At 66.1% G+C, this 24440-nt stretch carries 27 protein-coding genes and 1 pseudogene; 23 read left to right on the forward strand and 5 right to left on the reverse strand.

Annotation, left to right across the window (positions count from 1 at the left end; genetic code table 11):
* Positions 1 to 41: 41 nt before the first annotated feature.
* The 13 genes from motA to V7E00_RS10910 all read left to right on the forward strand — a co-directional run bounded on the left by motA (position 42) and on the right by V7E00_RS10910 (position 9578).
* On the forward strand, positions 42 to 926 hold the full coding sequence (gene motA / locus V7E00_RS10850; protein WP_066720968.1) for a flagellar motor stator protein MotA: 885 nt from the start codon (positions 42 to 44) through the stop codon (positions 924 to 926).
* Positions 901 to 1221 (forward strand): STAS domain-containing protein, encoded by a 321-nt coding sequence (locus tag V7E00_RS10855; RefSeq protein ID WP_168846240.1) that lies wholly within the window; start codon positions 901 to 903, stop codon positions 1219 to 1221. The genes motA and V7E00_RS10855 overlap by 26 nt, the downstream gene beginning before the upstream one ends.
* Positions 1218 to 1583: a response regulator gene (locus V7E00_RS10860; protein ID WP_121078538.1), complete on the forward strand. Its 366-nt coding sequence runs from the start codon at positions 1218 to 1220 to the stop codon at positions 1581 to 1583. The genes V7E00_RS10855 and V7E00_RS10860 overlap by 4 nt, the downstream gene beginning before the upstream one ends.
* Positions 1580 to 3859, forward strand: coding sequence for a chemotaxis protein CheA (locus tag V7E00_RS10865; RefSeq protein ID WP_333572671.1), 2280 nt, complete (start codon positions 1580 to 1582; stop codon positions 3857 to 3859). Before V7E00_RS10860 ends, V7E00_RS10865 begins: the two co-directional genes overlap by 4 nt.
* Complete coding sequence (locus V7E00_RS10870; RefSeq protein WP_066720980.1) at positions 3856 to 4353, forward strand: chemotaxis protein CheW; 498 nt, start codon at positions 3856 to 3858, stop codon at positions 4351 to 4353. The genes V7E00_RS10865 and V7E00_RS10870 overlap by 4 nt, the downstream gene beginning before the upstream one ends.
* Positions 4350 to 5228 (forward strand): CheR family methyltransferase, encoded by an 879-nt coding sequence (locus V7E00_RS10875; RefSeq protein ID WP_333572672.1) that lies wholly within the window; start codon positions 4350 to 4352, stop codon positions 5226 to 5228. The genes V7E00_RS10870 and V7E00_RS10875 overlap by 4 nt, the downstream gene beginning before the upstream one ends.
* 5 nt (positions 5229 to 5233) lie before the next feature.
* The gene (locus tag V7E00_RS10880; RefSeq protein ID WP_333572673.1) at positions 5234 to 6283 is read left to right on the forward strand and encodes a protein-glutamate methylesterase/protein-glutamine glutaminase; all 1050 of its coding nucleotides are present in this window, start codon (positions 5234 to 5236) and stop codon (positions 6281 to 6283) included.
* A gap of 2 nt (positions 6284 to 6285) precedes the next feature.
* Entirely contained in the window at positions 6286 to 6675 is a 390-nt protein-coding gene (locus V7E00_RS10885) for a response regulator (RefSeq protein ID WP_064314002.1), read from the forward strand.
* Between the two features lies 1 nt (position 6676).
* Entirely contained in the window at positions 6677 to 7201 is a 525-nt protein-coding gene (locus V7E00_RS10890) for a chemotaxis protein CheD (protein WP_333572674.1), read from the forward strand.
* 14 nt (positions 7202 to 7215) lie between these two features.
* The gene (locus V7E00_RS10895; protein ID WP_443019187.1) at positions 7216 to 7533 is read left to right on the forward strand and encodes a hypothetical protein; all 318 of its coding nucleotides are present in this window, start codon (positions 7216 to 7218) and stop codon (positions 7531 to 7533) included.
* Position 7534: 1 nt separating this feature from the next.
* A complete protein-coding gene (locus V7E00_RS10900; protein ID WP_333572675.1) occupies positions 7535 to 8380 on the forward strand; it encodes a flagellar motor protein MotB in 846 nt (281 codons plus the stop codon).
* Positions 8381 to 8390: 10 nt separating this feature from the next.
* Complete coding sequence (locus V7E00_RS10905; RefSeq protein WP_333572676.1) at positions 8391 to 8840, forward strand: hypothetical protein; 450 nt, start codon at positions 8391 to 8393, stop codon at positions 8838 to 8840.
* A gap of 96 nt (positions 8841 to 8936) precedes the next feature.
* Positions 8937 to 9578: a PilZ domain-containing protein gene (locus V7E00_RS10910; RefSeq protein ID WP_333572677.1), complete on the forward strand. Its 642-nt coding sequence runs from the start codon at positions 8937 to 8939 to the stop codon at positions 9576 to 9578.
* Between the two features lie 25 nt (positions 9579 to 9603).
* Here the strand turns inward: V7E00_RS10910 and V7E00_RS10915 are convergent, their stop codons facing one another.
* Together V7E00_RS10915 and V7E00_RS10920 are read right to left on the reverse strand one after the other, a co-directional pair.
* The gene (locus tag V7E00_RS10915) at positions 9604 to 10614 is read right to left on the reverse strand and encodes an SGNH/GDSL hydrolase family protein (RefSeq protein WP_333572678.1); all 1011 of its coding nucleotides are present in this window, start codon (positions 10612 to 10614) and stop codon (positions 9604 to 9606) included.
* A gap of 160 nt (positions 10615 to 10774) precedes the next feature.
* Entirely contained in the window at positions 10775 to 11191 is a 417-nt protein-coding gene (locus V7E00_RS10920) for a flagellar assembly protein FliX (RefSeq protein ID WP_333572679.1), read from the reverse strand.
* A gap of 85 nt (positions 11192 to 11276) precedes the next feature.
* On the opposite strand from V7E00_RS10920, the gene V7E00_RS10925 reads away from it, so the two are divergent.
* The 4 genes and pseudogenes from V7E00_RS10925 to V7E00_RS20090 all read left to right on the forward strand — a co-directional run.
* The gene (locus V7E00_RS10925; protein WP_333572680.1) at positions 11277 to 12380 is read left to right on the forward strand and encodes a flagellar basal body P-ring protein FlgI; all 1104 of its coding nucleotides are present in this window, start codon (positions 11277 to 11279) and stop codon (positions 12378 to 12380) included.
* Positions 12380 to 12685: a rod-binding protein gene (locus V7E00_RS10930; RefSeq protein WP_333572681.1), complete on the forward strand. Its 306-nt coding sequence runs from the start codon at positions 12380 to 12382 to the stop codon at positions 12683 to 12685. The genes V7E00_RS10925 and V7E00_RS10930 overlap by 1 nt, the downstream gene beginning before the upstream one ends.
* Positions 12682 to 13107: a flagellar protein FlgN gene (locus tag V7E00_RS10935; protein ID WP_333572682.1), complete on the forward strand. Its 426-nt coding sequence runs from the start codon at positions 12682 to 12684 to the stop codon at positions 13105 to 13107. The genes V7E00_RS10930 and V7E00_RS10935 overlap by 4 nt, the downstream gene beginning before the upstream one ends.
* A gap of 673 nt (positions 13108 to 13780) precedes the next feature.
* Positions 13781 to 13894 (forward strand): annotated as a pseudogene (locus V7E00_RS20090) (PEPxxWA-CTERM sorting domain-containing protein); the annotation flags it as partial.
* 84 nt (positions 13895 to 13978) lie between these two features.
* Here the strand turns inward: V7E00_RS20090 and V7E00_RS10945 are convergent.
* Together V7E00_RS10945 and V7E00_RS10950 are read right to left on the reverse strand one after the other, a co-directional pair.
* Entirely contained in the window at positions 13979 to 14395 is a 417-nt protein-coding gene (locus V7E00_RS10945) for a flagellar basal body protein (RefSeq protein ID WP_333572684.1), read from the reverse strand.
* A 3-nt stretch (positions 14396 to 14398) separates the two neighbouring features.
* Entirely contained in the window at positions 14399 to 17176 is a 2778-nt protein-coding gene (locus tag V7E00_RS10950; protein ID WP_333572685.1) for a hypothetical protein, read from the reverse strand.
* Positions 17177 to 17266: 90 nt separating this feature from the next.
* Here V7E00_RS10950 and V7E00_RS10955 point away from each other — a divergent pair, with 90 nt between their 5' ends.
* From V7E00_RS10955 to V7E00_RS10965, 3 genes are all read left to right on the forward strand, one after another.
* Positions 17267 to 18301, forward strand: a complete 1035-nt coding sequence (locus V7E00_RS10955) for a flagellar motor switch protein FliG (protein WP_333572686.1) — start codon at positions 17267 to 17269, stop codon at positions 18299 to 18301.
* A 13-nt stretch (positions 18302 to 18314) separates the two neighbouring features.
* Positions 18315 to 18962, forward strand: a complete 648-nt coding sequence (locus tag V7E00_RS10960; RefSeq protein ID WP_333572687.1) for a FliH/SctL family protein — start codon at positions 18315 to 18317, stop codon at positions 18960 to 18962.
* A 68-nt stretch (positions 18963 to 19030) separates the two neighbouring features.
* On the forward strand, positions 19031 to 20128 hold the full coding sequence (locus V7E00_RS10965; RefSeq protein WP_333572688.1) for a catalase family protein: 1098 nt from the start codon (positions 19031 to 19033) through the stop codon (positions 20126 to 20128).
* On the opposite strand, the gene V7E00_RS10970 is transcribed toward V7E00_RS10965, so the two are convergent.
* Entirely contained in the window at positions 20108 to 20923 is an 816-nt protein-coding gene (locus V7E00_RS10970; protein ID WP_333572689.1) for a polysaccharide deacetylase family protein, read from the reverse strand. The two genes, V7E00_RS10965 and V7E00_RS10970, sit on opposite strands and share 21 nt — an antisense overlap.
* Positions 20924 to 21131: 208 nt before the next feature.
* Between V7E00_RS10970 and fliF the strand changes: the two genes are divergently transcribed.
* Genes fliF through V7E00_RS10985 form a run of 3 tightly spaced genes read left to right on the forward strand, consistent with a single transcriptional unit; the run spans position 21132 to position 24438 of the window.
* Entirely contained in the window at positions 21132 to 22736 is a 1605-nt protein-coding gene (fliF, locus tag V7E00_RS10975; protein ID WP_333572690.1) for a flagellar basal-body MS-ring/collar protein FliF, read from the forward strand.
* A gap of 11 nt (positions 22737 to 22747) precedes the next feature.
* Positions 22748 to 23107, forward strand: coding sequence for a flagellar motor switch protein FliN (fliN, locus tag V7E00_RS10980; RefSeq protein ID WP_333572691.1), 360 nt, complete (start codon positions 22748 to 22750; stop codon positions 23105 to 23107).
* Positions 23107 to 24438: a sigma-54-dependent transcriptional regulator gene (locus tag V7E00_RS10985; RefSeq protein WP_333572692.1), complete on the forward strand. Its 1332-nt coding sequence runs from the start codon at positions 23107 to 23109 to the stop codon at positions 24436 to 24438. Before fliN ends, V7E00_RS10985 begins: the two co-directional genes overlap by 1 nt.
* The last annotated feature ends 2 nt before the right edge of the window (positions 24439 to 24440 follow it).

Consider the following 24440-nt stretch of genomic DNA (forward strand, 5'->3'; position numbering starts at 1 on the left):
TATAATTCTGGAAAGATCCAGGGAAAGAATTTGAGCCCGCCATGCTGAACGCCGTTGGTTTCGTCATCATTCTCGTGTGCGTGTTCGGGAGCTTCATGATCTCGGGCGGCAAGTTCGAGATTATCATGCACGCCCTGCCGCACGAGATGATGGCCATTGGCGGTGCGGCAATCGGTGCCTTCATCGTCGGCAACTCGATGCCGACGGTGAAGAAGGCCGGCGCCGGCATCATGCGGGCCTTCAAGGGCGGCCGCTGGAAGGCCAGCGACTATACCGACCTGCTCACCCTGATGTTCACCCTGCTGACGCTGTTCAAGAAGAGCGGCGCCACCGGCATCGAGCCGCATCTCGACAAGCCGGAGGAGAGCGACCTCTTCAAGCCCTATCCGCGCCTGCTGAAGGACCATCATCTGATCGAGTTCCTCTGCGACTATCTGCGGATGATGACGGTGAACTTCGAGGATCCGCACCAGCTGGAATCGGCGATGGAAGCGGACATCGAGAAGCACCATCACGAGGAAACCCATCCGCAGCACTCGCTGCAGCTGATGGCCGACGGCCTTCCCGCCATCGGCATCGTCGCGGCGGTGCTCGGCGTCATCAAGACCATGGGCTCGATCGATCAGCCGACCGAGATCCTGGGCGCGATGATCGGCGGCGCGCTCGTCGGTACCTTCCTCGGCGTGCTCCTCTCCTACTGCGTCGTCGCCCCGCTTGCGGGCAAGCTCCTCGAGACGATCGAGGCCGACTCCCAGCCCTTCACCATCGTGAAGACCGCCATCGTTGCCTACGCCCAGAACCAGCCGGTGCAGGTCGCGATCGAAATCGCCCGTCGCATGACGCCCTCCGCGTACGCGCCGAGCTTCCAGCAACTTGAAACCGCTCTCGACGAGGCCAAAAATGGACTTTCCCCTGCCACCGCTTGAGGCCGGCGCGGACAACGCGCTTGCGCTCCCCGCACACGGTTCGACCGTGACGGCCGCGGATCTTCAAACCCGCCTCATCCAGGCGGTCGACGGTGACGGACCGGTCGAGATCGACGCCTCTCAGGTTGAGAGCGTCGGCCAGGCGGTGCTGCAGCTGATCGTCGCTGCCAAGGCCGAAGCCGACAAGCTCGGCAAGGCCTTCACCATCCTCAACCCCAGCACTGCCTTCACCGATCGTGTGAACCGTTGCCAGCTCGCAGCGGCGGTCGGCATTGATACCGGAGAACTTCTGTGACCAAGCTGATCCTTACCGTCGATGACTCCGCGAGCATGCGCATGCTGCTCAAGACGTCGCTGACCGCGCAGGGCTTTCGCATCGAGAGCGCGAACGACGGGCAGCATGGCCTGGAGCGCATGCACGAGGTCAAGCCCGACCTGCTCATCACCGACATCAACATGCCGAAGATGGACGGGTTCGAGCTGATCGAGGCCGTGCGCCAGGTGCCGGAATTCAAGGGCGTGCCGATCCTGGTGCTGTCGACCGAATTCTCGGACGAGAAGAAGCAGCGCGCCCGTTCCGCCGGCGCCACCGGCTGGATCACCAAGCCCTTCGAGGCCACCAAGCTGGGGGCGGCGATCCGCCGCGTCTGCCCGTGAGCGACGAATTCGACGATATCCAGGCAATCTTCTTCGAAGAGTGCACTGAAGGCCTCACGACGGCCGAGGAAGGCCTGTCGGCGATGCAGTCGGGCGATCTGTCCGGCGAAACCATTGCCGGTGTGTTCCGCGCGATCCACTCGATCAAGGGTGGTGCCGGCGCCTTCGGCCATTCGGACCTGACCGCCTTCGCGCACAAGTTCGAGAACGTGCTCGACGAAGTGCGTGCCGGTAAGATCTTCCCCTCGCCCGGCGTGATCCGGGTGATGCTGAGTTCGTTCGACGTGCTGTCGGACCATGTCGAAGCGGCGAAGGGCAATGCGTCCCGGCCGAACGACGGGGCCGCACTGAGCGCGCTCGAACAGGTGCTCGCCAACAAGGGCGTGCCGGACGGCGACGCGCCGGCCGCGGCCGCGCCTGCGCCCGCGGCAGCCCCTGCCCCTGTCGCCCCTGCGGCGCCCGCGATGCAGGAAGAGGAGGACGAGTTCGGCTTCCGCCCCGTCGGCGTGTCGCTTGACGACCTCGACGGCCCCGCAGAGGAGGCGGCCGGCTGGACCGTGCGCTTCAAGCCGTCGCGCGCCGCGCTGGCCAATGCCGGCGAGCCGCTGCTGACGGTGCGTGAACTGGAAGGCCTGGGCGCCCGCGTAGAATCGGTCGACATCAGCACGCTTCCGCCGCTGCGCGAGATCGATCCGGAAGACAGCTACTTCACCTGGGTGATCCATGCCCCGGCCGAACTGCCGGAAAGCGATCTCTCCGACTGCTTCGACTTCGTTGCGCCGGATTCGGTCATCGAAATCAAGCGCGGTGGCGAAGAGAAGCTGGCCGACGGCGCGACCGAAGCCGAGATGGACGGCGACGAGATCCCGTTCGTGCCGGTGACGGCAACGGTCGATGATTTCATGGACCTGGGCCCTGCTCCGGCGGCGCCGGCTCCGGCCCCCGCGCCTGCACCCGCTCCGGCGGCGCCCGCAGCAGCGGAGGCGCCCGCCCCCGTAGCCGCGGCAACCCCGCCGGCCGGCGGTGGCGGCACCCCCGGCGGCGGTGCGCCCGGCGGTGGAGGTGCTGGTGGCGGCGGACCGGCCAAGCCGGTCAACGAAGCCGCGCAGACCATCCGCGTGGACCTCGTCAAGCTCGACCTGCTGCTCAACCTGGTCGGCGAGCTGGTGATCCGCAACTCGATCCTGGCCGACCGGCTGTCGCCGGCCGATCGCCAGCGCGTCGAACTACCCGAACTGGCCCGCCTCACCCGGCAGATCCAGGACAACGTCATGTCGCTGCGCGCCCAGCCGATCCGGCAGGCCTTCAGCCGCGTGCCGCGCATGCTCCGCGATCTTTCGGTGGAAACCGGCAAGCAGATCAACCTCGAGACGATCGGTGAGACGACCGAAGTCGACAAGGGCGTCATCGAGAAGATCGGCGATCCGCTGACCCACATGATCCGCAACGCCGCGGACCATGGCCTGGAAAGCGCCGAGGAGCGGATCGCGGCGGGCAAGGACCCCGCCGGCACGATCAAGCTGTCGGCCGAGCAGAAGGGCGCCCGGATCTTCGTTCGCGTCGCGGACAACGGCCGCGGCATCAACCGCGAACGCGTCCGCGCCAAGGCGGTCGAAAAGGGCATTATCAGCGCCGATGCGGTGCTGACGAACGAGGAAATCGACCAGCTGATCTGCGCGCCGGGCTTCTCCACCGCGGAGAAGATCTCGAACATCTCGGGTCGCGGCGTGGGCATGGACGTGGTGCGTTCGAACGTGGAAGCCCTGGGCGGCCGCGTCGAGATCCACTCGGTGCCCGGCGAAGGCACGACCTTCACGATGATCCTGCCGCTCACGCTGGCCATTCTGGACGGCATGATCGTGCGGCTCGCCGGCCAGCGCTTCGTCCTGCCGCTCACGCACGTGCTGGAGACGATCCAGCCCGAGCCGGGCCAGGTGAAGCGTACGGCGCCCGACCATGAAGTGATCGACATGCGCGGCGAATATCTGCCGGTACGCCGCGCGACCGAGATCTTCGGCCTGAACGACGACCGCGCCATCGAGGACTCGCTGGTGGTGATCGTCGAGAGCGAAAGCTCGGGCAAGGTCGGCCTCGTCGTCGACACCATCGATGACCGCCGCGAAGTGGTGATCAAGAGCCTGGATCAGAACCTGCATCCGATCCGCGGCCTGGGTGGCGCGACCATCCTGGGCGACGGCTCGATCGCCCTCATCCTCGATATCGAGGCGCTGGTTGCCTCGCCCTCCCGTTACTCGCCCAAAGGACTGGCAGCATGAGCACCACCCCTGACACCGCCAACGATCGCAAGATCGTCACCTTCTCGCTCGCCAAGCAGATCTTCGGGATCGACATGAGCGCGCTGATCGAAATCCGCGAATGGGACGAGCCGACGCCGCTCCCGAACGTGCCGAGCTTCGTGAAGGGCGTGACCAACCTGCGCGGCAACGTGATCCCGGTCGTCGGCCTGGCCGAGCGCCTGGGCTGGGAGCCGAGCCAGCTGCATGCGCGCTCGTGCATCCTCGTCGTCAACATCATGGGCAAGCAGGCGGGCTTTCTGGTCGACGAGGTCAACGACATCGTGGGCATCAACGTCAACGAGATCCAGCCGGCACCGGCGGTCGAGACGGCGCTGGAAGAGAGCGTGATCGCAGGGCTCGTCCGCATCGCCACCCGCGCCAAGGACGGGACGCGCGACGAGAATGGCAGCATGGTCCTGCTGCTCGATCTCAACGCGCTCAGCCTGACCAAGCATCTGGATCTCGCAGCATGAGCCCCGCCGGGGGCGCCGCCGCGGCGTCCGCCGGCGCCGCGAACGCGATGGCACCAGGCCAGAACGCGGAGCTTACGCCGCGCGACTTCCAGGCCATCGCCGCGATCATGTACGACGATGCGCGCATCTCGCTCAGCGAGGCGAAGACCACCCTCGTGCAGTCGCGCCTCGCGCGTCGGCTGCGCAAGTTCGGCCTCGCCCGGTTCTGCGACTATGTCGACCTGGTGCACAGCGATCCGGAGGAACGGCATGCGATGGTGGTGGCACTGACCACCAATCACACGCACTTCTTCCGCGAGCCGCATCATTTCGATCACTTTCGCGAGACCGTGATCCCTACGCTCCAGCGGAAACAGGGTCCGATCCGGATCTGGTCTGCAGGCTGTTCGTCGGGCGAGGAAGTATACACGATCGCGATGTGCCTGCTGGGGCCCAGCCGCAGCACCGCCTCGTGGTTGCGCAACGCCGACGTGCGGCTGCTCGCCACCGATATCGCCCCGCACGTGGTCGAATCGGTGCAGCGCGGGGTCTATGCGGAGAACGTCGCGGCCGGTGTGCCGGAGCCGTATCGCTCGACCTGGATGAAGCCCACGCAAGGCGGCTTCGTCATGGCCGAGGAAGCGCGCCAGCTCGTCACCGCGAAGGTTCTGAACCTGTTCGAGCCCTGGCCGCTGAAAGCAGCCTATGATGTAATTTTCTGCCGTAACGTCATGATCTATTTCGGAGATCCCGCAAAGGAAGAGCTGGAGCATCGCTTCGTCGAGCAGCTCGCCCCGGGAAGCTTCCTGTATATCGGTCACTCGGAACGGCTGATCGGCCCGGCCGCGAGCAAGATGCGCTCGTGCGGGCATACCATTTACCAGAAGCCGGAGTAATGGGCATGAAACCAGTCCGCACGCTCATCGTCGACGACAGCGCCTCCATGCGCGCGACGCTGAAGCGGATGCTCTCGGCCGACCCCGAGATCGAAGTGGTCGGCATGGCGCCGGAGCCGTTCGCGGCCCGCGACATGATCAAGGCGCTCAACCCCGATGTGCTGACGCTCGACGTCGAAATGCCGGGGATGGATGGCCTGTCGTTCCTCGAGCGCATCATGCGCCTCCGGCCGATGCCGGTGGTGATGTGCTCCACCCTCACCGCCCGCGGCGCGGAAGTGACGATCGAGGCGCTGCGCCTTGGCGCGGTGGACTATGTCACCAAGCCCAGCGGCACGCCCGAGGACATCGAGCGCGACGCCGGCCTGCTGTGCGAGAAGGTGAAGAGCGCGGCGCGTTCGGTCGCCCGCGCCGGCCCCCAGCGCCTGCCCGTGCAGCCGAGCGTCGGCACCGCAGGCGGCGGCGCAGCTGCCCAGCTGATCGCGATCGGCTCGTCGACGGGCGGCGTGGAAGCGCTGTTCTCGCTGCTGCCTGCGCTGCCGGAAGATTCGCCGCCGATCCTGATTGTCCAGCACATGCCGGCAACCTTCACGCGCAGCTTCGCGCAGCGCCTGAACGCCGAGTGCCGCGTCAACGTCGTGGAAGCTACGGATGGCGCCCAGGTTACCCCGGGAACCGTCTATATTGCTCCTGGAGGCGAACGACACATGGAACTCTCGGGCGGTGCCAATGGCCGGATCAAACTGCTCGCCGGCGACCCGGTGACCGGCCATCGTCCCTCGGTGGACGTGCTGTTCCGTTCGGTTTCCAAACTGGGTGCCGGTGCCGTCGGCGTCATCCTCACCGGGATGGGCAGCGACGGCGCACAGGGCCTGCTGGCGATGCGTCGGGCGGGTGCCCGCACGCTGGGCCAGACGAAAGAGACCTGCGTGGTGTGGGGCATGCCCCGTGCGGCCAAGGAAGCGGGCGCGGTGGAGAAGGAAGTCGGGCTTTCGGCCATGCCGGAGGCCATTCTGAAAGCTTGTCGAGAAACGGTTAAGGTTGGGAGCGCATAACAATGCCCGCTGCATCACAAATCAAGGTGATGGTCGTTGATGATCAGACCAGTATGCGGGCGATGATCCGTCGTGCGCTGCAGGACCTGGGGTTCAAGGACGTTCGCGACAAGGCCAGCGCTCCGGAAGCGCTTTCGGCGATCAAGAGCGACCGCGTCCACCTGGTCATCTCCGACTACAACATGCCCGAGATGGACGGGCTGCAGTTCCTGGAGGCGGTTCGCGCCGACCCGGTGATCGGCAAGACCGTGTTCATCATGCTCACCGGTTCGTCCGACCGCGAGGTCGTGCAGAAGGCGGCAGCGCTCGGCGTGAACAACTATGTCGTCAAGCCTTTCGCGCCGGCAGCGCTGAAGGAAAAGATTGAACGCGTCTTCGGCGAGCTGACCTGATATGCGCAGAGTTTCCATCGTACAGGGCGAGAACGCGGTCATCGCGGAGCCCCATGTCATGATTTCGACCCTGCTCGGGAGCTGCGTGGCCGCATGCCTCTACGACCCGGTCGCCAAGGTCGGAGGCATGAACCACTTCCTGCTCGGGGAGCCGGGTGCGGACCACAAGGTCTCGAGCTCGGACATGGCGCGCTACGGCGTGCATGCGATGGAACTTCTGATCAACAGCATGATGGCCAAGGGCGCCTCGCGCCAGCGGCTGCAGGCCCATCTGTACGGTGGTGCCAACATCATCTCGGGCCTGGGGAACATCGGCGCCTCGAACGGCGCCTTTGCTCGCCGGTTCATGGAGACCGAAGGCATCGCCATCGCGCATTGCGATCTCGGCGGCACGCTCGCCCGCAAGGTCGAGTTCCTGCCGCACGAGGGCAAGAGCCGCTGCACCAAGGTGGCGGAGCGCGTTCAGGAACGTCCGGTCGCCCCCCTGCCTGTTGCCGCCCCCGACGGAGAATTGGAGCTTTTCTGATGTCCTGCCTGCCCATGTCGGAACCCTCTCACGCGCAAGCCCTGCCCGGCTACGATCCGTTCGCGGGCGTGCTGCACAGCGTCATGGCCGGCGAGATCCGCGAAATCAGCAAGAAGCTTGAAGGTCTGGCCGAAGTGCTGGTCTGCGACGAGCATTTCGCCGCCAACTATCTCGAGCAGCTCCAGGCGTTCGACTATCTGATCCAGCACGCTGACGAATGCGTGAACCTGCTGGAGCGGATTGCGGGCGGCGAGGATTCGCTCTCGGCGATCAGCCACGTCCGTCTCGGCGCTGTCCAGGAACGCCTGCGCAACGCATTGAAGGGCCAGTAACATGGCCCGCGGGGGGGACGTTCGGCCGATCATCGTCAAGAAGGTCAAGAAGGTCGCGGGCGGCCATCACGGCGGCGCGTGGAAGGTCGCCTATGCCGACTTCGTGACCGCCATGATGGCCTTCTTCATGCTGCTGTGGCTGCTCGCCAATCCGGACAAGGATCGGCTGAAGGGCCTGGCAAAGTATTTCTCGCCGACTATCGCTGATAGCGGCCCCTCCACGCCCGTGACCAACTCGGCGCCCGGCGCGGGCGGCCCGACCCGCCGTTCCGAGGCCGATCCCAGCGCCGCCAAGGGCCAGCCCACCTTTGAAGTGACCACGGCGGGCTCCGCCCGCGGCGGCACGGCCGACGTGCCGGCAACGATGCGGGTGATGGCGTCCGAACTGATGGTGGCGCTGGAAGCGACGCCGCAGTCGCAGGGCAAGAAGAATGTCGACGTGCAGCAGGACCGCGAAGGCCTGCGCATCACGCTGATGGATACCGACCAGCAGCCGATGTTCAAGTCGAACACGGCCGAGCTCAATCCCTATGCGCGCACGCTGCTCACCAAGCTTGCGAGCAAGATCTCCACGGTCGGCGCGCAGATTGCGATCGAGGGCCATACCGATGGTGCCGGCGGCCAGAGCGACGCCAACTGGCTGCTCTCCGGCCAGCGTGCGCTCGCCGCCCGCTCGGCGCTGATCGCCGGCGGCGTGACGCCGGACCGCTTCGCCGAGGTGGTGGCAATGGGCGCTACCCAGCCGGTCTATCCGGACCAGCCGAACCGGGCCGAGAACCGCCGCATCAGCATCGTCCTCAAGGGCCAGACCTCGGCGCTGCCGAGCGACACCAGCTTCAAGTTCTGAGGACCGCCCCGTGAAGAAACTGCTGTTCCTCATCGTCGCGCTGATCGCCGGCCTCGCCGCCGGCGGCGGCACCGCCTATGCGATGGTGAAGATGCTCGGCATCGGCGGCGCGCCCAAGCAGGAAGCCAAGGCCGAAGAGAAGGAAGAGCCCGCCAAGTTCGTGCCTACCGGCAAGATCCTGGTGCCGCTCGTCTTCGCGGACGGTCATCTGGCCGGCTATGCCTCGATGGACGTGCAGCTGCAGGTGGACGAGGCCAAGGCCGATTTCGTCAATCAGCGGATGCCGCTGCTGCTGCACGCCATCAACATGCGCACCTATCGCACGCCGATGGCGGCAGGTCCGGACGGCATGCTGCCCGACCTGGAAGGCTTCCGCAAACTGGTCGATGCCGCGGCGAACGAGGCGTTCGGCCCCAAGATCGTGCGCAAGATCGCAGTAACGGGCGCCAATCCCGCCTGACATTCGTAGCACTACCGAAGCGAAGCTGAACGTTCGTTCATCCTATAATATGCATAGGGGCTGCGTGTTTTGCAGTCGAACGGGGAGACAGACGCCGTGGGCGCAGCCGAACATCAGTTTGACCACAACAGCAGCCACCCCGGCCCCTGGGCCGAGCGTGCCCCGCGCACGGTGACGACGCTGATGGTCGGCAAGCTGATCTGCGCGGGTGCCGGCGAACAGCTTTGCCGCGTTCGCAACATCTCTGCCACGGGCATGATGCTCGAAAGCCCCTTCCCGCTGCGCGAAAGCGACAGCATCGTCGTGGAGCTTCGCGGCGGGCCGGTTCTCGAAGGCAAGATCATGTGGGTCAGCGCGGGGCGGGCGGGCGTGCAGTTCTCCGCACCGATCGACGTCGAGGAAGTGCTCGCCACCGCCAAGGGCAGCTCGCCCGCAGCCCGGCTGCGCCGCGCCGTCCCCCGTGCACCGCGTTTCCAGCTCGCCACGACCGCCCGAATCGTGTGCAACGGCATCTCGCACGCAGTGGTCATGGAAAACATCTCGCAGAGCGGTGCCCGCATCCGCCTGCCGAACCAGCCGGACCTCGACCGGGTTATGACGCTCGTCATCCCGGGGCTCAGCCCGCGCAGTTGCACGGTGCGCTGGATCGAAAACGACGTCGCCGGCGTCGCGTTCATCGAGATGCTTCCCTACGCCGAACTGGCCGCCTGGCTGAACGAGATGCAGGCCCCGCGCTGAGCCGCGGCGACTGCCCCCTTCCCGCTCAGGCCGCGATGGCCGACATCTGGCGGTCGCGGCGCCGACGCAGGGCCGCACCAGCCCCGGCCACTCCCATGATCAACAGAATCCAGGTCTCGGCCTCGGGCACCGCACTGATGCCCAGCTGACGCACCATTGCATCGGCGATCGCACGGTGCACCTGCGTGGTGGGGTGGATCTCGTCGAAATAGAGCGAATTGCGGCAATTCGCGATTTGTGACGATCCGCCGCCAACGATCTGGCAGGGCGTCGTCGTGTCGAGAGCGTCCGGCAAGCCGAAAGAGGACGGAGACGCGAGCAAATCATGCTCCATGGCAAACAGGTCGAAGAATTCGGCGGTGACCCCGGGCTGGCTGCCGATACCCTCGGCCGTGGCCCGTAGTGCCTGGCTAATCTGCTGGGAGCGCGCCGTCAGTTCGTCGAGGCGGCCGGGCACGGCGCCTGCGTCTGCGATCGAGACCGGCAGCAGCCCGATGTCCGGTGACCCGACGATCAGGAAATGGCGCGCGCCGAGCCCGTAGAGCGCACCCACGCCGTCACTGAAGTCGGTCAGTGCCGAAAGAAAGTTGACCGGGCCGCCGGTCGGGAGGGAATCGCGAACGTCGTTGCCGCCGAAGGTGAGCAGCACCAGCGCGTTGCTGTCGATCGGCGCGCCAACCCTGTCCCAATATAACCCGATCTGGGCGAGGAAGCTCGGGCTGCGCTCGCCTGTTACCTGCGCGGCCGTGGCGCCGCCGAAAGCAACGTTCCTGCCGCCCGCGAGTAGCGGCGTCGCCGGGTGGCCGGTGATGGCCAGGCTGAGATAATCGGCGAAGTTGAAGCCGTTCGAGAAGCGTCCGCCGGCATATCCGTCTTGGGGAGTCGCTACCGCGCCGCCCGTCGCGAGAAAGGCGTTGCCCGAATCCACCAGACTGTCGCCGAACACGTAGAGCCCCGAATAGGTCGGGCCTGCCTGTGCGGCCGCGGGTGCCAGGCACAGGACAGCAACCGCAAAAAATCGCGTGAAAGCCTTCATGACGCATCCCCTATCGTTAACTATACCTTAACGATTTCAGGAAGACGTTCCAAGTAGTTCATTTGCAGAACGCATCGAACATCAGGCACATGACGGCGCGATACTGCACTGCAGCAAATGCCGAGTGCCGGAAAAAGAACTCTCCGCTGCGGAAACGCCGTCAGACCTGGATGTCGAGCTTTGCCAGTTCGACGCGCACGCGCACGTCAATCTCGCGCATCAGCGCCGCGAGTTCGGGTTCGGGCGGGGTCGGCACGGTCTGCGACCATTCGACGATCTCGCGCAGTCGCGTGACGTTGGGCGTTCCCGCCACCAGCTCCTTGTGCAGCCGGTCCAGTGCATCGATGCCGCGTTCGACATCGCGGGCCTGCTTGCGGCGGCGTTCGGCGATTGGATTATTCGCCGCGATCGCGACCAGCATCTGCACGCTGGTAGGCGGCGTCGCCCCCGGCGCCGGGAGCGGATGGGGCAAGGCGGAGGCCTGATCCTCAAGCCGGCTCGTCAGGCTGGGCACAGACTTGGGCAACGCCGCCAGCAGGTTGCGCGCCATCATCGGTGACAGGCTGTCGATACGCACGAAATCAGGGTCCTCGCGAGCCTTATTGGCTCTCCTCTTCCTATAAGACGAGTAGCGTTAATTTTCCACTTGGCCCGAGAGGTTTATGTATCGTCTCTCCGCATCGTTCCTGGCGCTCGCGCTGGCCTGTGTCGGCGCGCCCCAGGCGATGGCCCAGACCCGGATCAAGGACATCGTCGACGTCGAGAATGTCCGCGAAAACCAGCTGGTTGGCTATGGCCTCGTGGTCGGCCTCGCCGGCACCGGCGATCGCATCCGCAATGCCCCGTTTACCGAGGAATCGATGCAGTCGATGCTCGAGCGGATGGGCGTTAACATCCGCGGCACGCAGATGCGCACGCAGAACGTCGCCGCCGTGTCGATCACCGCGACGATGCCGCCCTTTTCCCGCTCGGGCTCGCGCATCGACGTGCAGGTCTCCGCACTCGGCGATGCGACCAGCCTGCAGGGCGGCACGCTGATCGCGTCGTCGCTGCGTGCGCTGGACGGGGAGATCTATGCGGTGGCGCAGGGCCCGGTGGCCGTGTCCGGCTTCAAGGCCCAGGGTGCGGCGGCGAACGTCAGCCGCGGCGTCACCACGTCGGCGCGCATTGCCGGCGGCGCGATCGTGGAGCGCGAGGTTCCCTATCAGCTGCGCTCGGCGAACAGCCTGAAGCTCGCGCTGAAGAACCCCGATTTCTCCACCGCCGACCGCATCGCGCGCGCGATCAACGGCCGCTATCCCGGCGCCGCGCAGATGCTCGACCCCGCGACGGTCGAGCTCCATCCGACCAGCCAGTTCGCCGGATCGGTGATCGACCTCGTCACCCAGGTGGGCGACCTGGAGGTGAAGGTCGACCAGCCGGCCAAGGTGGTGATCAACGAAGCCTCGGGTACCGTGGTGATGAACAGCGACGTGCGGATCACGCCGGTCGCGATCGCCCAGGGCGGCCTGACCATCTCGGTCACCGAAACGCCGCAGGTCTCGCAGCCCGGCCCCTTCTCGCAGGGCCAGACCGCGGTGGTGCCGCGTACCCAGGTGCAGGTGAACGACGGCAACGGCGCCAGCCTCGCAGTGATCAACGGCTCGTCGCTGAAGGCACTGGTGAGCGGGCTCAACACTCTTGGCGTGTCGCCGCGCGACCTGATCACCATCCTTCAGGCGATCAAGACCGCCGGCGCGCTCCAGGCCGAAATCGAGGTGCAGTAATGACGGACGCGACTCCCCTCCCCCTTGCCGCGGGCGCGACCACGCCGGTCAAGCCGCTGCCCAAGGTGGATCCGAAAAGCGCGAAGACGGCGCAGGAATTCGAAAGCGTGTTTCTGGGCCAGATGACCCAGCTCATGCTGCAGAGCGTCCAGCAGGACGAACAGTTCAGCGGCGGAAACGGCGAAGAAATCTTCCGCGGTGTGCTCGCCGAGAAGCTCGGCGCCGAAATGGCCCGCCGCGGCGGTATCGGCCTCGCGCCTGCCGTACTCGACCAGATCCTCAAGCTTCAGCAAGGACAGAAATGATCACTCAGCTCGTCGATGCGATGATTTCGCTCACCGCCCTGATGGAGGAGGAAAGCGAGCGCCTGGCGCGCACGCCCTATATTCCCGAGCTGGGCGAAATCGCCGATGCCAAGCTTCGCCTCGCCGGCCGCATCGAAGCCGAGGTAGCGCGCCTCAAGCGCGAAAACCCGGAAGACTGGCTGGAGACGCTGGAGCCCGAACTGCGCGAACAACTTTCAGACGCGAGCCGCCGATTGCGCGACGCATCGATCGTCAACTCGCGAATACTTTCGCGCCAGATCGAATTGTCTGCCGAGATGATGGCAGCAATTGCAGCAGAGGCACAGCGCCTGACCGGAAGTCGCAGCACCACCTACAGCGCATGCGGTGGTCTTTACGGCGTCGATGCGCCCGCGCCGATCTCGGTAAATGCACGTTTGTGAAGGTAATTCTGATTCGCCGCAGCGCGGAATTGGTCGCTGCGGCGCGGAATGTGTCTGTTCCATTTCAGGTCATGGCAGCACGAGTCAAGCGTAAAACATCTCGTACAAACCCTTGATTTTACGTCGTTATTTGGCGGTTTATTTCCCGTCAACTATAATCTGGCGAAATCGGCGCTTTCGTTTATAAAGAAACGGACAGCTCGTATGGGAAGAAAGTGTTCCTGCCTGGAAACATCGGGCAGCTCCCAGCGGCTGTGTAAGCGTTAGGGAGGTGTGGATGAACAAGTTCAAGACTCTGATGATCGCGGCCGCTGCGGCGGGCGCGCTCGGCATGTCGGGCGCGGCGCAGGCCGCAGACTACATTTGCGCGAACTCGAAGCTCGCCGTTTGCGGCTTCGACGGGGTGAGCGGCGGCTGGAGCGACCTCAAGGTCGGCAAGAAGGCCACCGTTACCCAGACGTTTGCGCTCGTTCTCAACTCGCCGGGTACGCTGAACGTGAGCATCACGTCGACCTATCTCGACCTGATCAGCCTCTCCTTCGGCGGCGTCACCCAGACCAACCTCAGCAAGGGCGTCCCCTACGCGTTCGACGTGACCCCGTCGAAGCTGCCGCAGGTGCTGACCGTGGTGATGAAGAACAGCAAGAACACGCAGTACGGCTACAGCTCGCAGCTGGACTTCGCCGCGGTTCCGGAACCGGCCGCCTGGGGCCTGATGATCGCGGGCTTCGGCATGGCCGGCGGCGCGCTGCGTCGTCGCCGCACCGCGCGCGTCGCGATCGCCTGATCGCACGCTCTGCCGTGAAAACGGAAAGGGCCGCGAGCACATGCTCGCGGCCCTTTTTGTTGCCCGTGGCGCAGAGCGCCGGCGTCAGCCGCCGGCCTTGCCCAGCGCGGTCTTCAGCAGCACCATCTGCTTGCGGTAGATGTTGGTCATCGCGCTGAAATCGGCCTGCACCTTGCCCATCTTGAGCAGCTGGTCTTCCAGCGTGACGTTGTTGCCGTCCGGCTTGGTCTCGGTCACGTCCTTGTCGAACACCAGCCCGTTGCCCACCGGCTGCACCGCCCCCAGGTTCTTCATCGTGCCGGTCAGTTCGACCCGCGGCCGGGCGATGCTAATGCCGCCTGCGCCCTGCAGCAGATCGCCAAAGTTAGGCTCGGACACATCGCGCGACTTGTAGCCCGGCGTTTCGCTGTTCGCGAGGTTCTGGGCGATCACCTGCTGGCGCTGCGACAGGTTCTGCATCCGCATCTGGATCGCGGAGAAGATGGTAGGCATGTCGGACATGGATCAGAATCCCATGGTTGTGGGGGTGCCGGCGGAGAGCCGCGAAAGCGCCGCCTGATAGTTTTTCAGCTGCGCCTGCTCGACCGCGGTCGAACCGCTCTTCTTGCCGGACTTGTTCTTGCCGGAGCTGTCGACGAACGTCGCCTTGCTGTCATCCCAATATAGAGAGCGGTAGGCGGTCTGGGTCATCGAGATCGCATCGTTGATCTTGCCCAGCGCCGCCTTGGCATTGTCGATGGACGCGAGACTCAGCGACTCCGACAGTTCGAGGCCGTAGTTGCCGCCCGGCTTCACCTTCGGCGGCGTGCCCAGCACGACGGCCTGGTTGGCGATGCGCTGCGGCTCCATGCCGAGCTTGGAAAGGGCATCGGTGTCTGCGCTGCCGGCGATCAGTTCGAGTTCGTGTCCCTGCTTCATCGAAATGCGTAGGGACTGCACGCCGTCGACCGTCGTGGCGCTGACAGTGCCCTTGGACGCACCGATCATGCTCTGGATGCGCTCGGCGATCGACTTCAGCGTGTCGTCCTTCTCGATCGTCACGCGGCGGACGGCGTAATTGTCCGCCTTGATCGAGAAATAGTCGCCGGCCCGCAGCGTGGTCTGCGTGGTCACCTTGTCCGAAACGGTCGGGTTGAGCACGCCGCGGTTGAAACCCAGCGCCGACAATGCCGTGCTGCCGCCCTTGTCGGCGGCGACGCGGACGGGCTCCATGCGGGTCTGGACCTGGCCGAACTGGGTGGTGCTGGCGATCGCGCCGGTGCTCGCATCGATCCGCGTCACGAACCCGTCGACCGGCCCGCGTCGCGGCGCGCCGAGATCGCCCGTGGTGCGGCCGCCTGCATAGATGCTGCCGCCCATGAAGGCGATGCTGTCGATCTGGTCGTCTTCGGTGGTGCCGACATAGGTGGTGGTCGCACTGGTCAGGTTCGCGTCGATGCGCGTGACGAAGCCGTCGCGGCCGGCGCTGAGCCCGTTGGACTGCGTTCCGGCGATCGCGGCACTGGTCGCGCCGCCCACCCCGATCGTACCGTCATCCGCCACCGCGATCGCTCGCGCATCGGCGGTGCCGAGGCTGAAGCTGCCGAGCGTGTTCGACAGCGCATTCGCCTGCAGCTTCATCACGCTCGCCACACCCTGGCTGGAGACGAGGGCGAGCAGATTGCCGTCCTTGTCCATCGCCAGGCCGTTGATGGTGTCGCTGCCGCCAGTGTTGATCGTGCGACGCTCGGCGATCTTCCCGCTGGTGTCGATCCGCGCGATCATCGCGTCGCCGCCATCCTTGTTCGCGGTGCGGCCGGCGACGAACACCGAACCATCCGCCCCCACCGTCACGGCGCGGGCGGTGTCCATGTCCTTGGAGACCACAAGCGTCGAGAATTGCTCGTCGCCATTGGCGGCATATTTCGCGACGGCCATGTCGCCATCAGCAGTGATGCCGTTGAAGCTGCCGGTCACGGTGCCGGCGACGACCACGCCGCCGTCCGGCGCAAGCGAGACCGACGCGCCCGTCGCGGAGCCGGAAGCGCCGAGATTGCGCTGCCACACCACCTTGCCGGCGCTGTCCATCTTGGTGAGGAACAGATTGTCGTCCCCATCCGACAGGTTCGCGCCCAGGTCGCCCTTGGTGGTGCCGACGACATAGCTGAAGCCCTGCGCGTCGGTGACGCTCGCCGCCGCGGTGGTGCTGGCGTAGACGTCGCTGGTCTTGGTGGTGTTGAGCTTTACCTTGCCGTCGGGCCCTTCCACCGCGGTGGTGACGTTGGTCGTCTTGCGGGCCACGACGTTCTGCGCGGTCCCCTGCCGGTCCAGCGCCTGTATCGTCCCCATCGTGACCTTGGTATTGTCACCAGCGGGATCGTTGAGGCGGAACACCTGCGTTGCAGTCGGCGAGTCCAGCGGCGTCTGCCCCGTCGTGACGACCAGCGAGTCCTTGGCGCCCACCTGGTCCAGGCTCACCTGCTCCAGGCCGTCGGACGTATTGAGCTGCAGGTGCCACATGCCGTCCTTGAGTTCCGGCTGGAACCGCGCATGCCACTTGCTGACCGGCTCGCCCTTGCTGTCGGTCAGCACGGTGCCGTCCGTCTTGGTGGCGATCACCGAGCGGATCTGCGCGTTAAGCGCTTCCGCAACCGAATTGATCGTCGGGGGCTGCGGCCCGCTCGAGAGATCGACCGTGAAGCTCTGCGACTGGCTGCCGCGCTTGATGTTGACGACGAACTGCTCGTTGCCGGTCAGCCCGGGCAGCGGATCCGAAGCCTTTTTCACCAGCGGCTTGCCGTCGGTCTCATACGGGTTGGTCGCGGAAAGGTCGCTCGTCTTCACGGTCGAGCTCGGCTTGCCGAAGCCAAGGTTGATCTTGTCAGAGGGAGAAGAGACCAGATAGTTCTGCAGGTCCGACAATCCCTTGGCGAACGCCTTCTGATATTGGGTGCGTTGGGCGTCGGAGGTGGTCTTGTCACTGGCGGCCTCGGCCAGCACGCGCAGCTTGTCCAGCGCCTTGAACGCAGTGAAGCTGGTCTTCACGTCGTCCGGCAGCAGCGCGCCATTGCTGTCGCTGGAGACCGGCTGGATCAGCGTGCGCGCGGCCAGGATCGAGGTGAGCTGCGAGGAAGTGGCGGTGCCGTCCTTGTCCTTCCAGGGCGGCGCGGTGGGCGCGGTATTGAACAGCGCCTTGGCCGTGCGAACGGCCTTGCTCTCGAAAGTCGGCGTGGTGCTGGTCGCAAACGAGTTCTGCCCGGTGAGCAAACTCAACCCGATCAGATTTGCCGATAAATTAACCATGATCCGATCCGTCCCTTCCCCATTCATTCCTATAATAGAGGAGAGCGCGGCCTTGCGGGTGCGCGCGGACCATTTTCTGCAGGGATGAGCATGGCTTCTGTCGCCACGGTGGGTGAACCGCCCGAACTGAAGAAATTTTCAGGCCCGCAGCGCGCGGCCGCGCTGATGCTGGCGCTCGGCAAGGAACATGGCGCGCCGATTTGGGACCAGCTCTCCACCGACGAGATCAAGGAGCTTTCCTCCACGATCGCGGCACTGGGCCGCATCCCCAGCTCGGTCGTCGAATATCTGCTTGTCCAGTTCACCGGCGAAGTCGCGAGCATGGCCTCGCTCCACGGCAGCTACGAGACCACCGAACGCCTGCTCGCCGGCATCCTGCCGAACGACAAGGTGAAGGAGATCATGGAGGACATCCGTGGTCCCTCGGGCCGGACGATGTGGGACAAGCTGTCCAACGTCTCCGAAACCGTGCTGGCCGGTGCGCTCAAGCAGGAATATCCGCAGACCGTGGCGGTGATCCTGTCGAAGCTCCGCGCCGACCATGCCGCGCGCGTGCTGGCCGAGCTGCCCCGCGACTTCGCGGTCGACGTGATCATGCGCATGCTGCGGATGGACACGGTGCAGAAGGAAGTCATCAACCAGGTCGAGCAGACGCTGAAGACCGAGTTCATGACCAACCTCTCCCGCTCGCAGAAGCGCGATCCACACGAGAGCATGGCCGAACTGTTCAACTCGCTCGACCGCTCGACCGAGGAAGCGATGCTCACCGCGCTCGACGCCAAGGCGCCGGAAAGCGCCGAGCGCATCCGCGCGCTGATGTTCACCTTCGAGGATCTCGCCAACCTGCTGCCGCCGGCGATCGCGTCGATCGTCCGCAATGCGGACAAGCGCGAGATGGCGCTGGCGCTGAAGGGTGCACCGGATCAGCTGAAGCAGATGTTCTTCAACGCGATGACCGAGCGCGCCGCCAAGCTGATGCGCGAGGACATGGCCGGCATGGGGCCGGTGCGTGCCCGCGATTGCGAAGAAGCGCAGTCGAGCCTGGTTCGCCTGGCCAAGGACCTTGCCGATCGCGGCGAGATCCTGCTGGTCGATCCCAAGTCCGACGACGCGATGATTATCTGAGGAGCATGGCAGCATGAGCATCCATGTCGAACGTTTCGCCTTCGACCGCGTATTTTCGGCCCCCGTGCCGGACAAGAAGCTGGTCAACGAGGACGCGCTGATCGAGCTTGCCGCGCTGCGCGCCGAAATCGCGCTGCTCAAGGCCGATCAGGAAGCGGTGATCGCCCAGGCGCGCGCCGAGGGCTACGAGGCCGGTCTCGCCCAGGCGCGCTCCGAGCGGGAAGTGGCGCTGCTGAGCGCAGTCGACGCGCTGCACGCCGGCATCGAAGTGATCGACGCGCAGTTCACCGAAATCGCCGAGCGGGTAACCAGCGAGGCGACCGAAGTGGCGCTCGCCGCCGCCGACCATATCGCCGCGCGTGCGATCGAGCGGGCGCCCGGCGACGCGATCGACGCGGCGATCGGCCGGGTGCTCGGCCAGGTTGCGCGCGGCACGGAGCTGCAGGTGCGCGTCCACCCCGATCTGGTAGACGACATCGAGGCCAAGATCGCCGATCGCCAGTCCAGGGATCGCCGCAAGCTGAGCCTCACCGTCGCCCCTGACGCGACGCTGGCGATGGGCGATGCGCTGATCAACTGGGACGAAGGCGGGCTTGCCCTCAACGCACAGCAGCGGCGCGATGCGGTCGCGGCCGAGCTGGAAAGCCTGTTGCTGCACTGAGCACCCGCCACGGAACGGCACAACCGGCCGATGGTTGAACCCCTTCGCAATCTCGAAGGGAATCCTCCATGCCGCAGCCCGTCCGCTATTCGCCATCCGTCGAACAGCCGCAGCCCGACGAAGCCGAGACGGTCGCCGGCCTGAAGGCGCAGTTCCGGAAGATCCTCGACACGACGTCCGAGGATTACCAGCATGCCGTCCGCTCGGTCCACGCCAAGGGCCATGGCCTCGCGCGGGGCACGCTCACCATTGCGGAGGGCTTGCCGCCGGAACTGGCGCAGGGACTGTTCGCAACCCCGGGCAGCCATGCGGCGATCCTGCGCTTCTCCACCAACGCCGGCGACATTCTTGATGACTCGATCCGCCTGCCCCGCGGCGCTGCGCTGAAAATCCTCGGCGTCGAGGGCGCTCGCCTTCCCGGCAGCGAAGGCGATACGACGCAGGACTTCGTGATGGTCAATGCACCGGCCTTCGCCGCGCCCGACGCCAAGAAGTTCCTGGGCAATCTCAAGCTGCTCGCCGGCACGACGGACAAGGCTGAAGGCGCGAAGAAGCTGCTTTCCGCCGTGCTGCGCAGCTTCGAGGCAGCGATCGAGGCGGTCGGCGGCAAGTCCGCGCTGCTGAGCAGCCTGGGCGGCGCCAGGCCAGTGCACCCGCTCGGCGCCACCTATTACAGCCAGACGCCCTATCGCTATGGCGACTTCATCGCCAAGTTCCAGCTGGTGCCGGTGTCCGGCATCCGGGACTTCGCCGACGAGACGATCAACGCCACCGGCCGTCCGGATGCAATTCGCGAGGCGGTGAACGCGCTGCTCACCGAACAGGGCGGAACCTGGGAGCTGCGGGTGCAGCTGTGCACCGATCTCGAGAAAATGCCGGTGGAGGACGCCTCCGTCGCCTGGGACGAGGCGGAAAGCCCCTACCGCACCGTCGCGACGCTGCACGTGCCACCGCAAGCCGGCTGGATTTACGGCGAAAGCGAGCGGACCGAGGATCGGCTGTCCTTCGCCCCGTGGCACGGCCTTGCCGCGCACCAGCCGCTGGGCGGAGTCAATCGCGCGCGGAAGGAACCGTACCAGTTCTCGGCAGAGTATCGCGGCAAGTTCAACGGATGCCCGATGCACGAACCGCGCACCCTGGAGGATCTAGCCGCCGCCAAGGTCTGATCGGCGGGGAGCAGCCGCTCGGGGCCCGTCTTCCGATGCAAGACGCAGCATCTGCGCGCCGACGGTGCGGGCGGCAAGGCCGCTCGCCACCACCATGTCGAGCAGCGCGTCATGCTGCACTGCCGTGACGGCACCGTCGCTCTCCGGCCCGCTCCCGACCTGGTGGAACACCAGGATCGCCCAGCGCCCTTCGACGCGCGCCCGCTGCAGATAGTTGAACACGTCGAGCGGCTGCGCGTCATAGCCTATCGCCAGCGCCTGCAGGCGATAGGGGTGGCGGCGCACCCATGCCGGAGGATTGGGCGGCCCTTCGCTGTTCCGCGCGCTCTCCATCTTCAGCCCGCGCAGCATCGCCTCGTACCGCCCGCGCTGGACGTCGGGCGGGCCCGCGCCCAGATTTGTCACGTCGCATGGATAGGCGAAGTCGCGCGCCCTGCCTGGCCCCGCCACTGCATCGAGCCAAGTCTCGAGCGGCCGAAACTCGCGATCTGCAAAACTTCGCGCATCGAAGGGGCTGATATTGCAGGGATGGTGCACGGTGTGCGCACCGAGTTCATGCCCCCGCCCCGGCAGCCTGGCCCATTCATCGGTGCGCCGAGCGATGTTTTCCAGCGTCACGTAGAACGTGCCCCGCAGCCCCCGCCGCTCAAGCGCCGGCACGGCCACGTCGAGATGCGAAGGCAGCCCGTCATCATAGGTGATGCTCACCGCGCCCGCCGTGCCCGACGCGGCGGCAGCCCGCCCGGAGGCGAGCACCAGCGTCGCCACGCCGGCGGCAAAATGGCGTCGGTTCACGGGTATTCGATCTCCTTTAGGCGCCGACCCTCTAATTGCCTTGGCGGCTCCCGCCAGTTGGCGCAACCACGATCGGGGGGAGAATGCCCGTCCCGATCGACTGCAAGGCAAAAAATTCCCACCCGGCAGAAACTGCCGTTCCGTGCCCTTCCTATAAGTCCAGTAACAAGGGGCATTCCGCGCCCCGTAGCTACTGCATGGGGCGGCTTTGGAAGCGATCAAGAATCTGGTGACGCAACTCGGCACCAAGCGGCTCGCGATGATGGGCGGTGTGGCGGTCGCCTTGCTGGTGGCGCTGACCTTCGTGGCGATGAGCAGCTCCAAGTCCAACATGGGCTATCTCTACACGGATCTCGATCCGGCCGCGGCCTCGACGATCACCGAGAAGTTGAAGGCACAGAACGTGCCCTACACGCTTTCTGCCGACGGCACCGCGATCATGGCGCCGGAGGACAAGCTCGCCGAACTGCGGATGAGCATGGCCAGCGAGAAGCTGGGCGGCAAGATCGGCTATGAGGTGCTGGACGAGGAACAGCCGTTCGGCGTTTCCGCCAGCCGCGCCAAGATGAACGAGACGCGCGCGATCGAGGGCGAGCTCGCCAAGTCGATCCAGACGATCCAGAACGTCACCGCCGCCCGCGTCCACATCGTGATGCCGGAACGCGCGATGTTCGCGAACGAGAGCCGCAAGGCGACCGCCGCCGTCACGGTGAAGACCAAGGGGCATATGGGTTCGGAGCAGATCGCGTCGATCCGCTACCTCGTCTCCTCCTCGGTCCCCGAGCTTTCGCCCGACGCCGTCTCGGTCGTCGACCAGACCGGCGCGCTGCTCGCCCGCGCGGGTGATCCGGACACGGCGGGTGCTGCCGATGCCGACGAGCGCCAGCAGGCCGTGGAAGGCAAGCTGCGCGACGAGATCGAGGCTCTGCTCCAGCCGATCGTCGGCGAAGGCAAGGTCCGCGCCGAAGTCTCGGCCCAGATCGACCGCGACCAGACCCGCGAGGAATCGAACATCTTCGATCCCGACAAGCAGGTCGTGGCGCGCCAGGTGAGCGTCGAGACCGGCGACCAGAACAAGGAAACCGATGCCGGTCCGCAGACCGCCTCGGTCGCCAACCAGATGCCCGACGCCAAGGCCAATCCGGGTGCCCCGGGCAGCTCGCGCCAGTCCGCCAGCAACCAGACGTCGGAAGATACCACCTATTCGAACAGCTCGACCAAGACGGTCACGCTGCGCGCGCCGGGCAAGGTCACCCGCCTTACCGTCGCGGTAATGGTCGATGGCGGTCCGAAGGGCCTGCCGGCGGACCAGATCCAGCGCTTGCAGCGGCTGGTGGAGAACGCCGTCGGCATCGACACCCAGCGCGGCGACAGCGTCGTGGTCGAGAGCATGCCCTTCTCGGCGGTGCCGGTGGACGATGCCAAGGAGAGCTTCTTCTCCAAGCTGCCGATGGACCGCATCTGGACCTTCCTGCAGCTCGCGCTGATCGCCGGCGTCGGCCTGCTCGCCCTGCGCATGCTCAAGCCCAAGCCCGAGCCGGTGCCAATCGAGCCCGAGATGACCCAGCTCGAGGCGCAGCAGCAGTCCGATGAGATGCGCCTGCTCACCGCCCGCGCCGCGGACGGCGACCCCGAAGCGCTGGAACAGCTCGAGCAGATGCAAGCCTCCGAAACGGCGCTGCTCGACCAGGAAATCGCCCTCGCCCAGGTGGATGGGCGGATCAAGCTCTCCGCCCTGAAGCGGATCGGTTCGGCCATCGCGGCCAGCCCGCCCGAGGCCGCCTCGGTGATCCGCCAGTGGATGAACGCATAGGATTTTAGCAGATGACGATCGATCCCCACGACATCATCCCGTCGGACGGCCCCGAGCCCCAGCCGGCTTCCGTTCCGGACTTCGAAGATTTCGAATTGCCGGGCAGCACGCCCGAGGCCCATGGCGCCAGCGCCGGCCTGGAAGCGGTGCACGACGTGCCGGTCAAGGTGCAGGCAGTGCTCGGCCGCGCGCGGATGCCGATCGGCGATCTGCTCGCGCTTAGCTCGGGCACCGTGCTCGAACTCGACCGCCGGGTCGGCGAACCTGTCGACATCTTCGTCAACGATCGCCTGATTGCGCGCGGCGAAGTCGTCCTCATCGATAACGCGCTGGGCGTGACGCTCACCGAAATCGTGCGGCCCGATCGCTGATGGCAAACCCGATCCGCATGCTCCTGATCGGCGCGCCGGGCAGCGAGTTCCGCCTTGCCGCGGAGCTGGCGCGCAGCGCCGGCGCCGAAGTGGCAATGGCCGACACGCCCGACGACGGGCTGGTCGAGCTGCGTCAGGGCGGTGCCGACCTCGTGATGATCGACGTGGAGGCCGACATCACGGGCTTCATGGCGAGCATCCGCGCCGAACGCTTCACCATCGCCGTGCTGGCCTGCGGCATCGACGCGCCCGCCGAGCGCGCGGTGGCGGCGATCCGCGCCGGCGCCCGCGATTACGTTCCCCTCCCCCCGCAGCGCGAGCTGATTGCCGCCGCCATCGCTTCGGTGGTCGAGCGCAAGGCACCCGCCTGGATCGGCGGCCATCCTGCGCTTGCGCGCGCGCTCTCCCTCGCCGCCGGCGTCGCCCCCAGCGCGGCCCCGGTGCTGATCACCGGCGAGAAGGGCAGCGGCAAGGAAATGATGGCGCGTGCAGTGCACGATGCCTCGGGCCGTCCGCAGCCGATGCTGGTCGCGGAGTGCGCCGGCGTCGCACCCGACGTGCTCGAATCCGAACTGTTCGGCCACGAGGCCGGCGCCTTCCCCGGCGCCGTCGCCCGGCGCATCGGAAGGCTGGAAAAGGCCGGCCACGGCACCGTCCTGCTCCGCGAGGTCGGCATGCTGTCGCCCGCGCTGCAGGCGAAGCTGCACGACGTCCTCCAGAAGCAGCAGTTCCGCCGCCTCGCCGGCAACGAGGTGATCCCGTTCCACGGCCGCCTGATCGCCACCTCGAGCCTCAACCTGGACGCACTGGTCGACAGCGGCACGTTTCGCGCTGACCTGATGGTGCGGCTGGGGCTGGTGCGCGTCGAAGTGCCGCCCTTGCGTGCCCGCGGCGAGGACATCCTCGCGCTTGCCCGCTATTTCGCCAAGCGCCACGCCGAAGTCGACGGCCTGCCGCCGCGCGCCTTCACCGACGAAGCGCTGGCGCTGCTCCAGCGCTATGCCTGGCCGGGGAACATCCGCGAGCTGGACGAGACGGTGCACCGCGCCATCCTGCTCGGCCGCGGCGCCGCGATCGTGCCGGGCGACCTGGTGCGCGCCGACGGCACGCCGCTTGCCGAGCTCAATGCAGAGGCGAACCCCTTGGACATCAACAGCCTTGTCGGCCGCACGGTCGAAGAGGTGGAGCGCGAGCTGATCCTGCAGACGCTCGAGCGCTGCCACGGCAACCGCACTTCGGCTTCGAACATCCTCGGTATCTCGGTGCGGACGATGCGCAACAAGCTGCGCAGCTTCATCGAAGCCGGCATCGCCGTCTCGCCGGCGCCCTGACC

Source organism: Sphingomonas sp. (genome assembly GCF_036731925.1).
GTDB lineage: Bacteria > Pseudomonadota > Alphaproteobacteria > Sphingomonadales > Sphingomonadaceae > Sphingomonas.

Coding starts and splice junctions, on each gene's coding strand:
- motA (WP_066720968.1), top strand. CDS start 42: ATGCTGAACGCCGTTGGTTTCGTCATCATTCTCGTGTGCGTGTTCGGG.
- V7E00_RS10855 (WP_168846240.1), top strand. CDS start 901: ATGGACTTTCCCCTGCCACCGCTTGAGGCCGGCGCGGACAACGCGCTT.
- V7E00_RS10870 (WP_066720980.1), top strand. CDS start 3,856: ATGAGCACCACCCCTGACACCGCCAACGATCGCAAGATCGTCACCTTC.
- V7E00_RS10875 (WP_333572672.1), top strand. CDS start 4,350: ATGAGCCCCGCCGGGGGCGCCGCCGCGGCGTCCGCCGGCGCCGCGAAC.
- V7E00_RS10880 (WP_333572673.1), top strand. CDS start 5,234: ATGAAACCAGTCCGCACGCTCATCGTCGACGACAGCGCCTCCATGCGC.
- V7E00_RS10885 (WP_064314002.1), top strand. CDS start 6,286: ATGCCCGCTGCATCACAAATCAAGGTGATGGTCGTTGATGATCAGACC.
- V7E00_RS10890 (WP_333572674.1), top strand. CDS start 6,677: ATGCGCAGAGTTTCCATCGTACAGGGCGAGAACGCGGTCATCGCGGAG.
- V7E00_RS10895 (WP_443019187.1), top strand. CDS start 7,216: ATGTCGGAACCCTCTCACGCGCAAGCCCTGCCCGGCTACGATCCGTTC.
- V7E00_RS10900 (WP_333572675.1), top strand. CDS start 7,535: ATGGCCCGCGGGGGGGACGTTCGGCCGATCATCGTCAAGAAGGTCAAG.
- V7E00_RS10915 (WP_333572678.1), bottom strand. CDS start 10,614: ATGAAGGCTTTCACGCGATTTTTTGCGGTTGCTGTCCTGTGCCTGGCA.
- V7E00_RS10925 (WP_333572680.1), top strand. CDS start 11,277: ATGTATCGTCTCTCCGCATCGTTCCTGGCGCTCGCGCTGGCCTGTGTC.
- V7E00_RS10930 (WP_333572681.1), top strand. CDS start 12,380: ATGACGGACGCGACTCCCCTCCCCCTTGCCGCGGGCGCGACCACGCCG.
- V7E00_RS10935 (WP_333572682.1), top strand. CDS start 12,682: ATGATCACTCAGCTCGTCGATGCGATGATTTCGCTCACCGCCCTGATG.
- V7E00_RS10945 (WP_333572684.1), bottom strand. CDS start 14,395: ATGTCCGACATGCCTACCATCTTCTCCGCGATCCAGATGCGGATGCAG.
- V7E00_RS10950 (WP_333572685.1), bottom strand. CDS start 17,176: ATGGTTAATTTATCGGCAAATCTGATCGGGTTGAGTTTGCTCACCGGG.
- V7E00_RS10955 (WP_333572686.1), top strand. CDS start 17,267: ATGGCTTCTGTCGCCACGGTGGGTGAACCGCCCGAACTGAAGAAATTT.
- V7E00_RS10960 (WP_333572687.1), top strand. CDS start 18,315: ATGAGCATCCATGTCGAACGTTTCGCCTTCGACCGCGTATTTTCGGCC.
- V7E00_RS10965 (WP_333572688.1), top strand. CDS start 19,031: ATGCCGCAGCCCGTCCGCTATTCGCCATCCGTCGAACAGCCGCAGCCC.
- fliN (WP_333572691.1), top strand. CDS start 22,748: ATGACGATCGATCCCCACGACATCATCCCGTCGGACGGCCCCGAGCCC.
- V7E00_RS10985 (WP_333572692.1), top strand. CDS start 23,107: ATGGCAAACCCGATCCGCATGCTCCTGATCGGCGCGCCGGGCAGCGAG.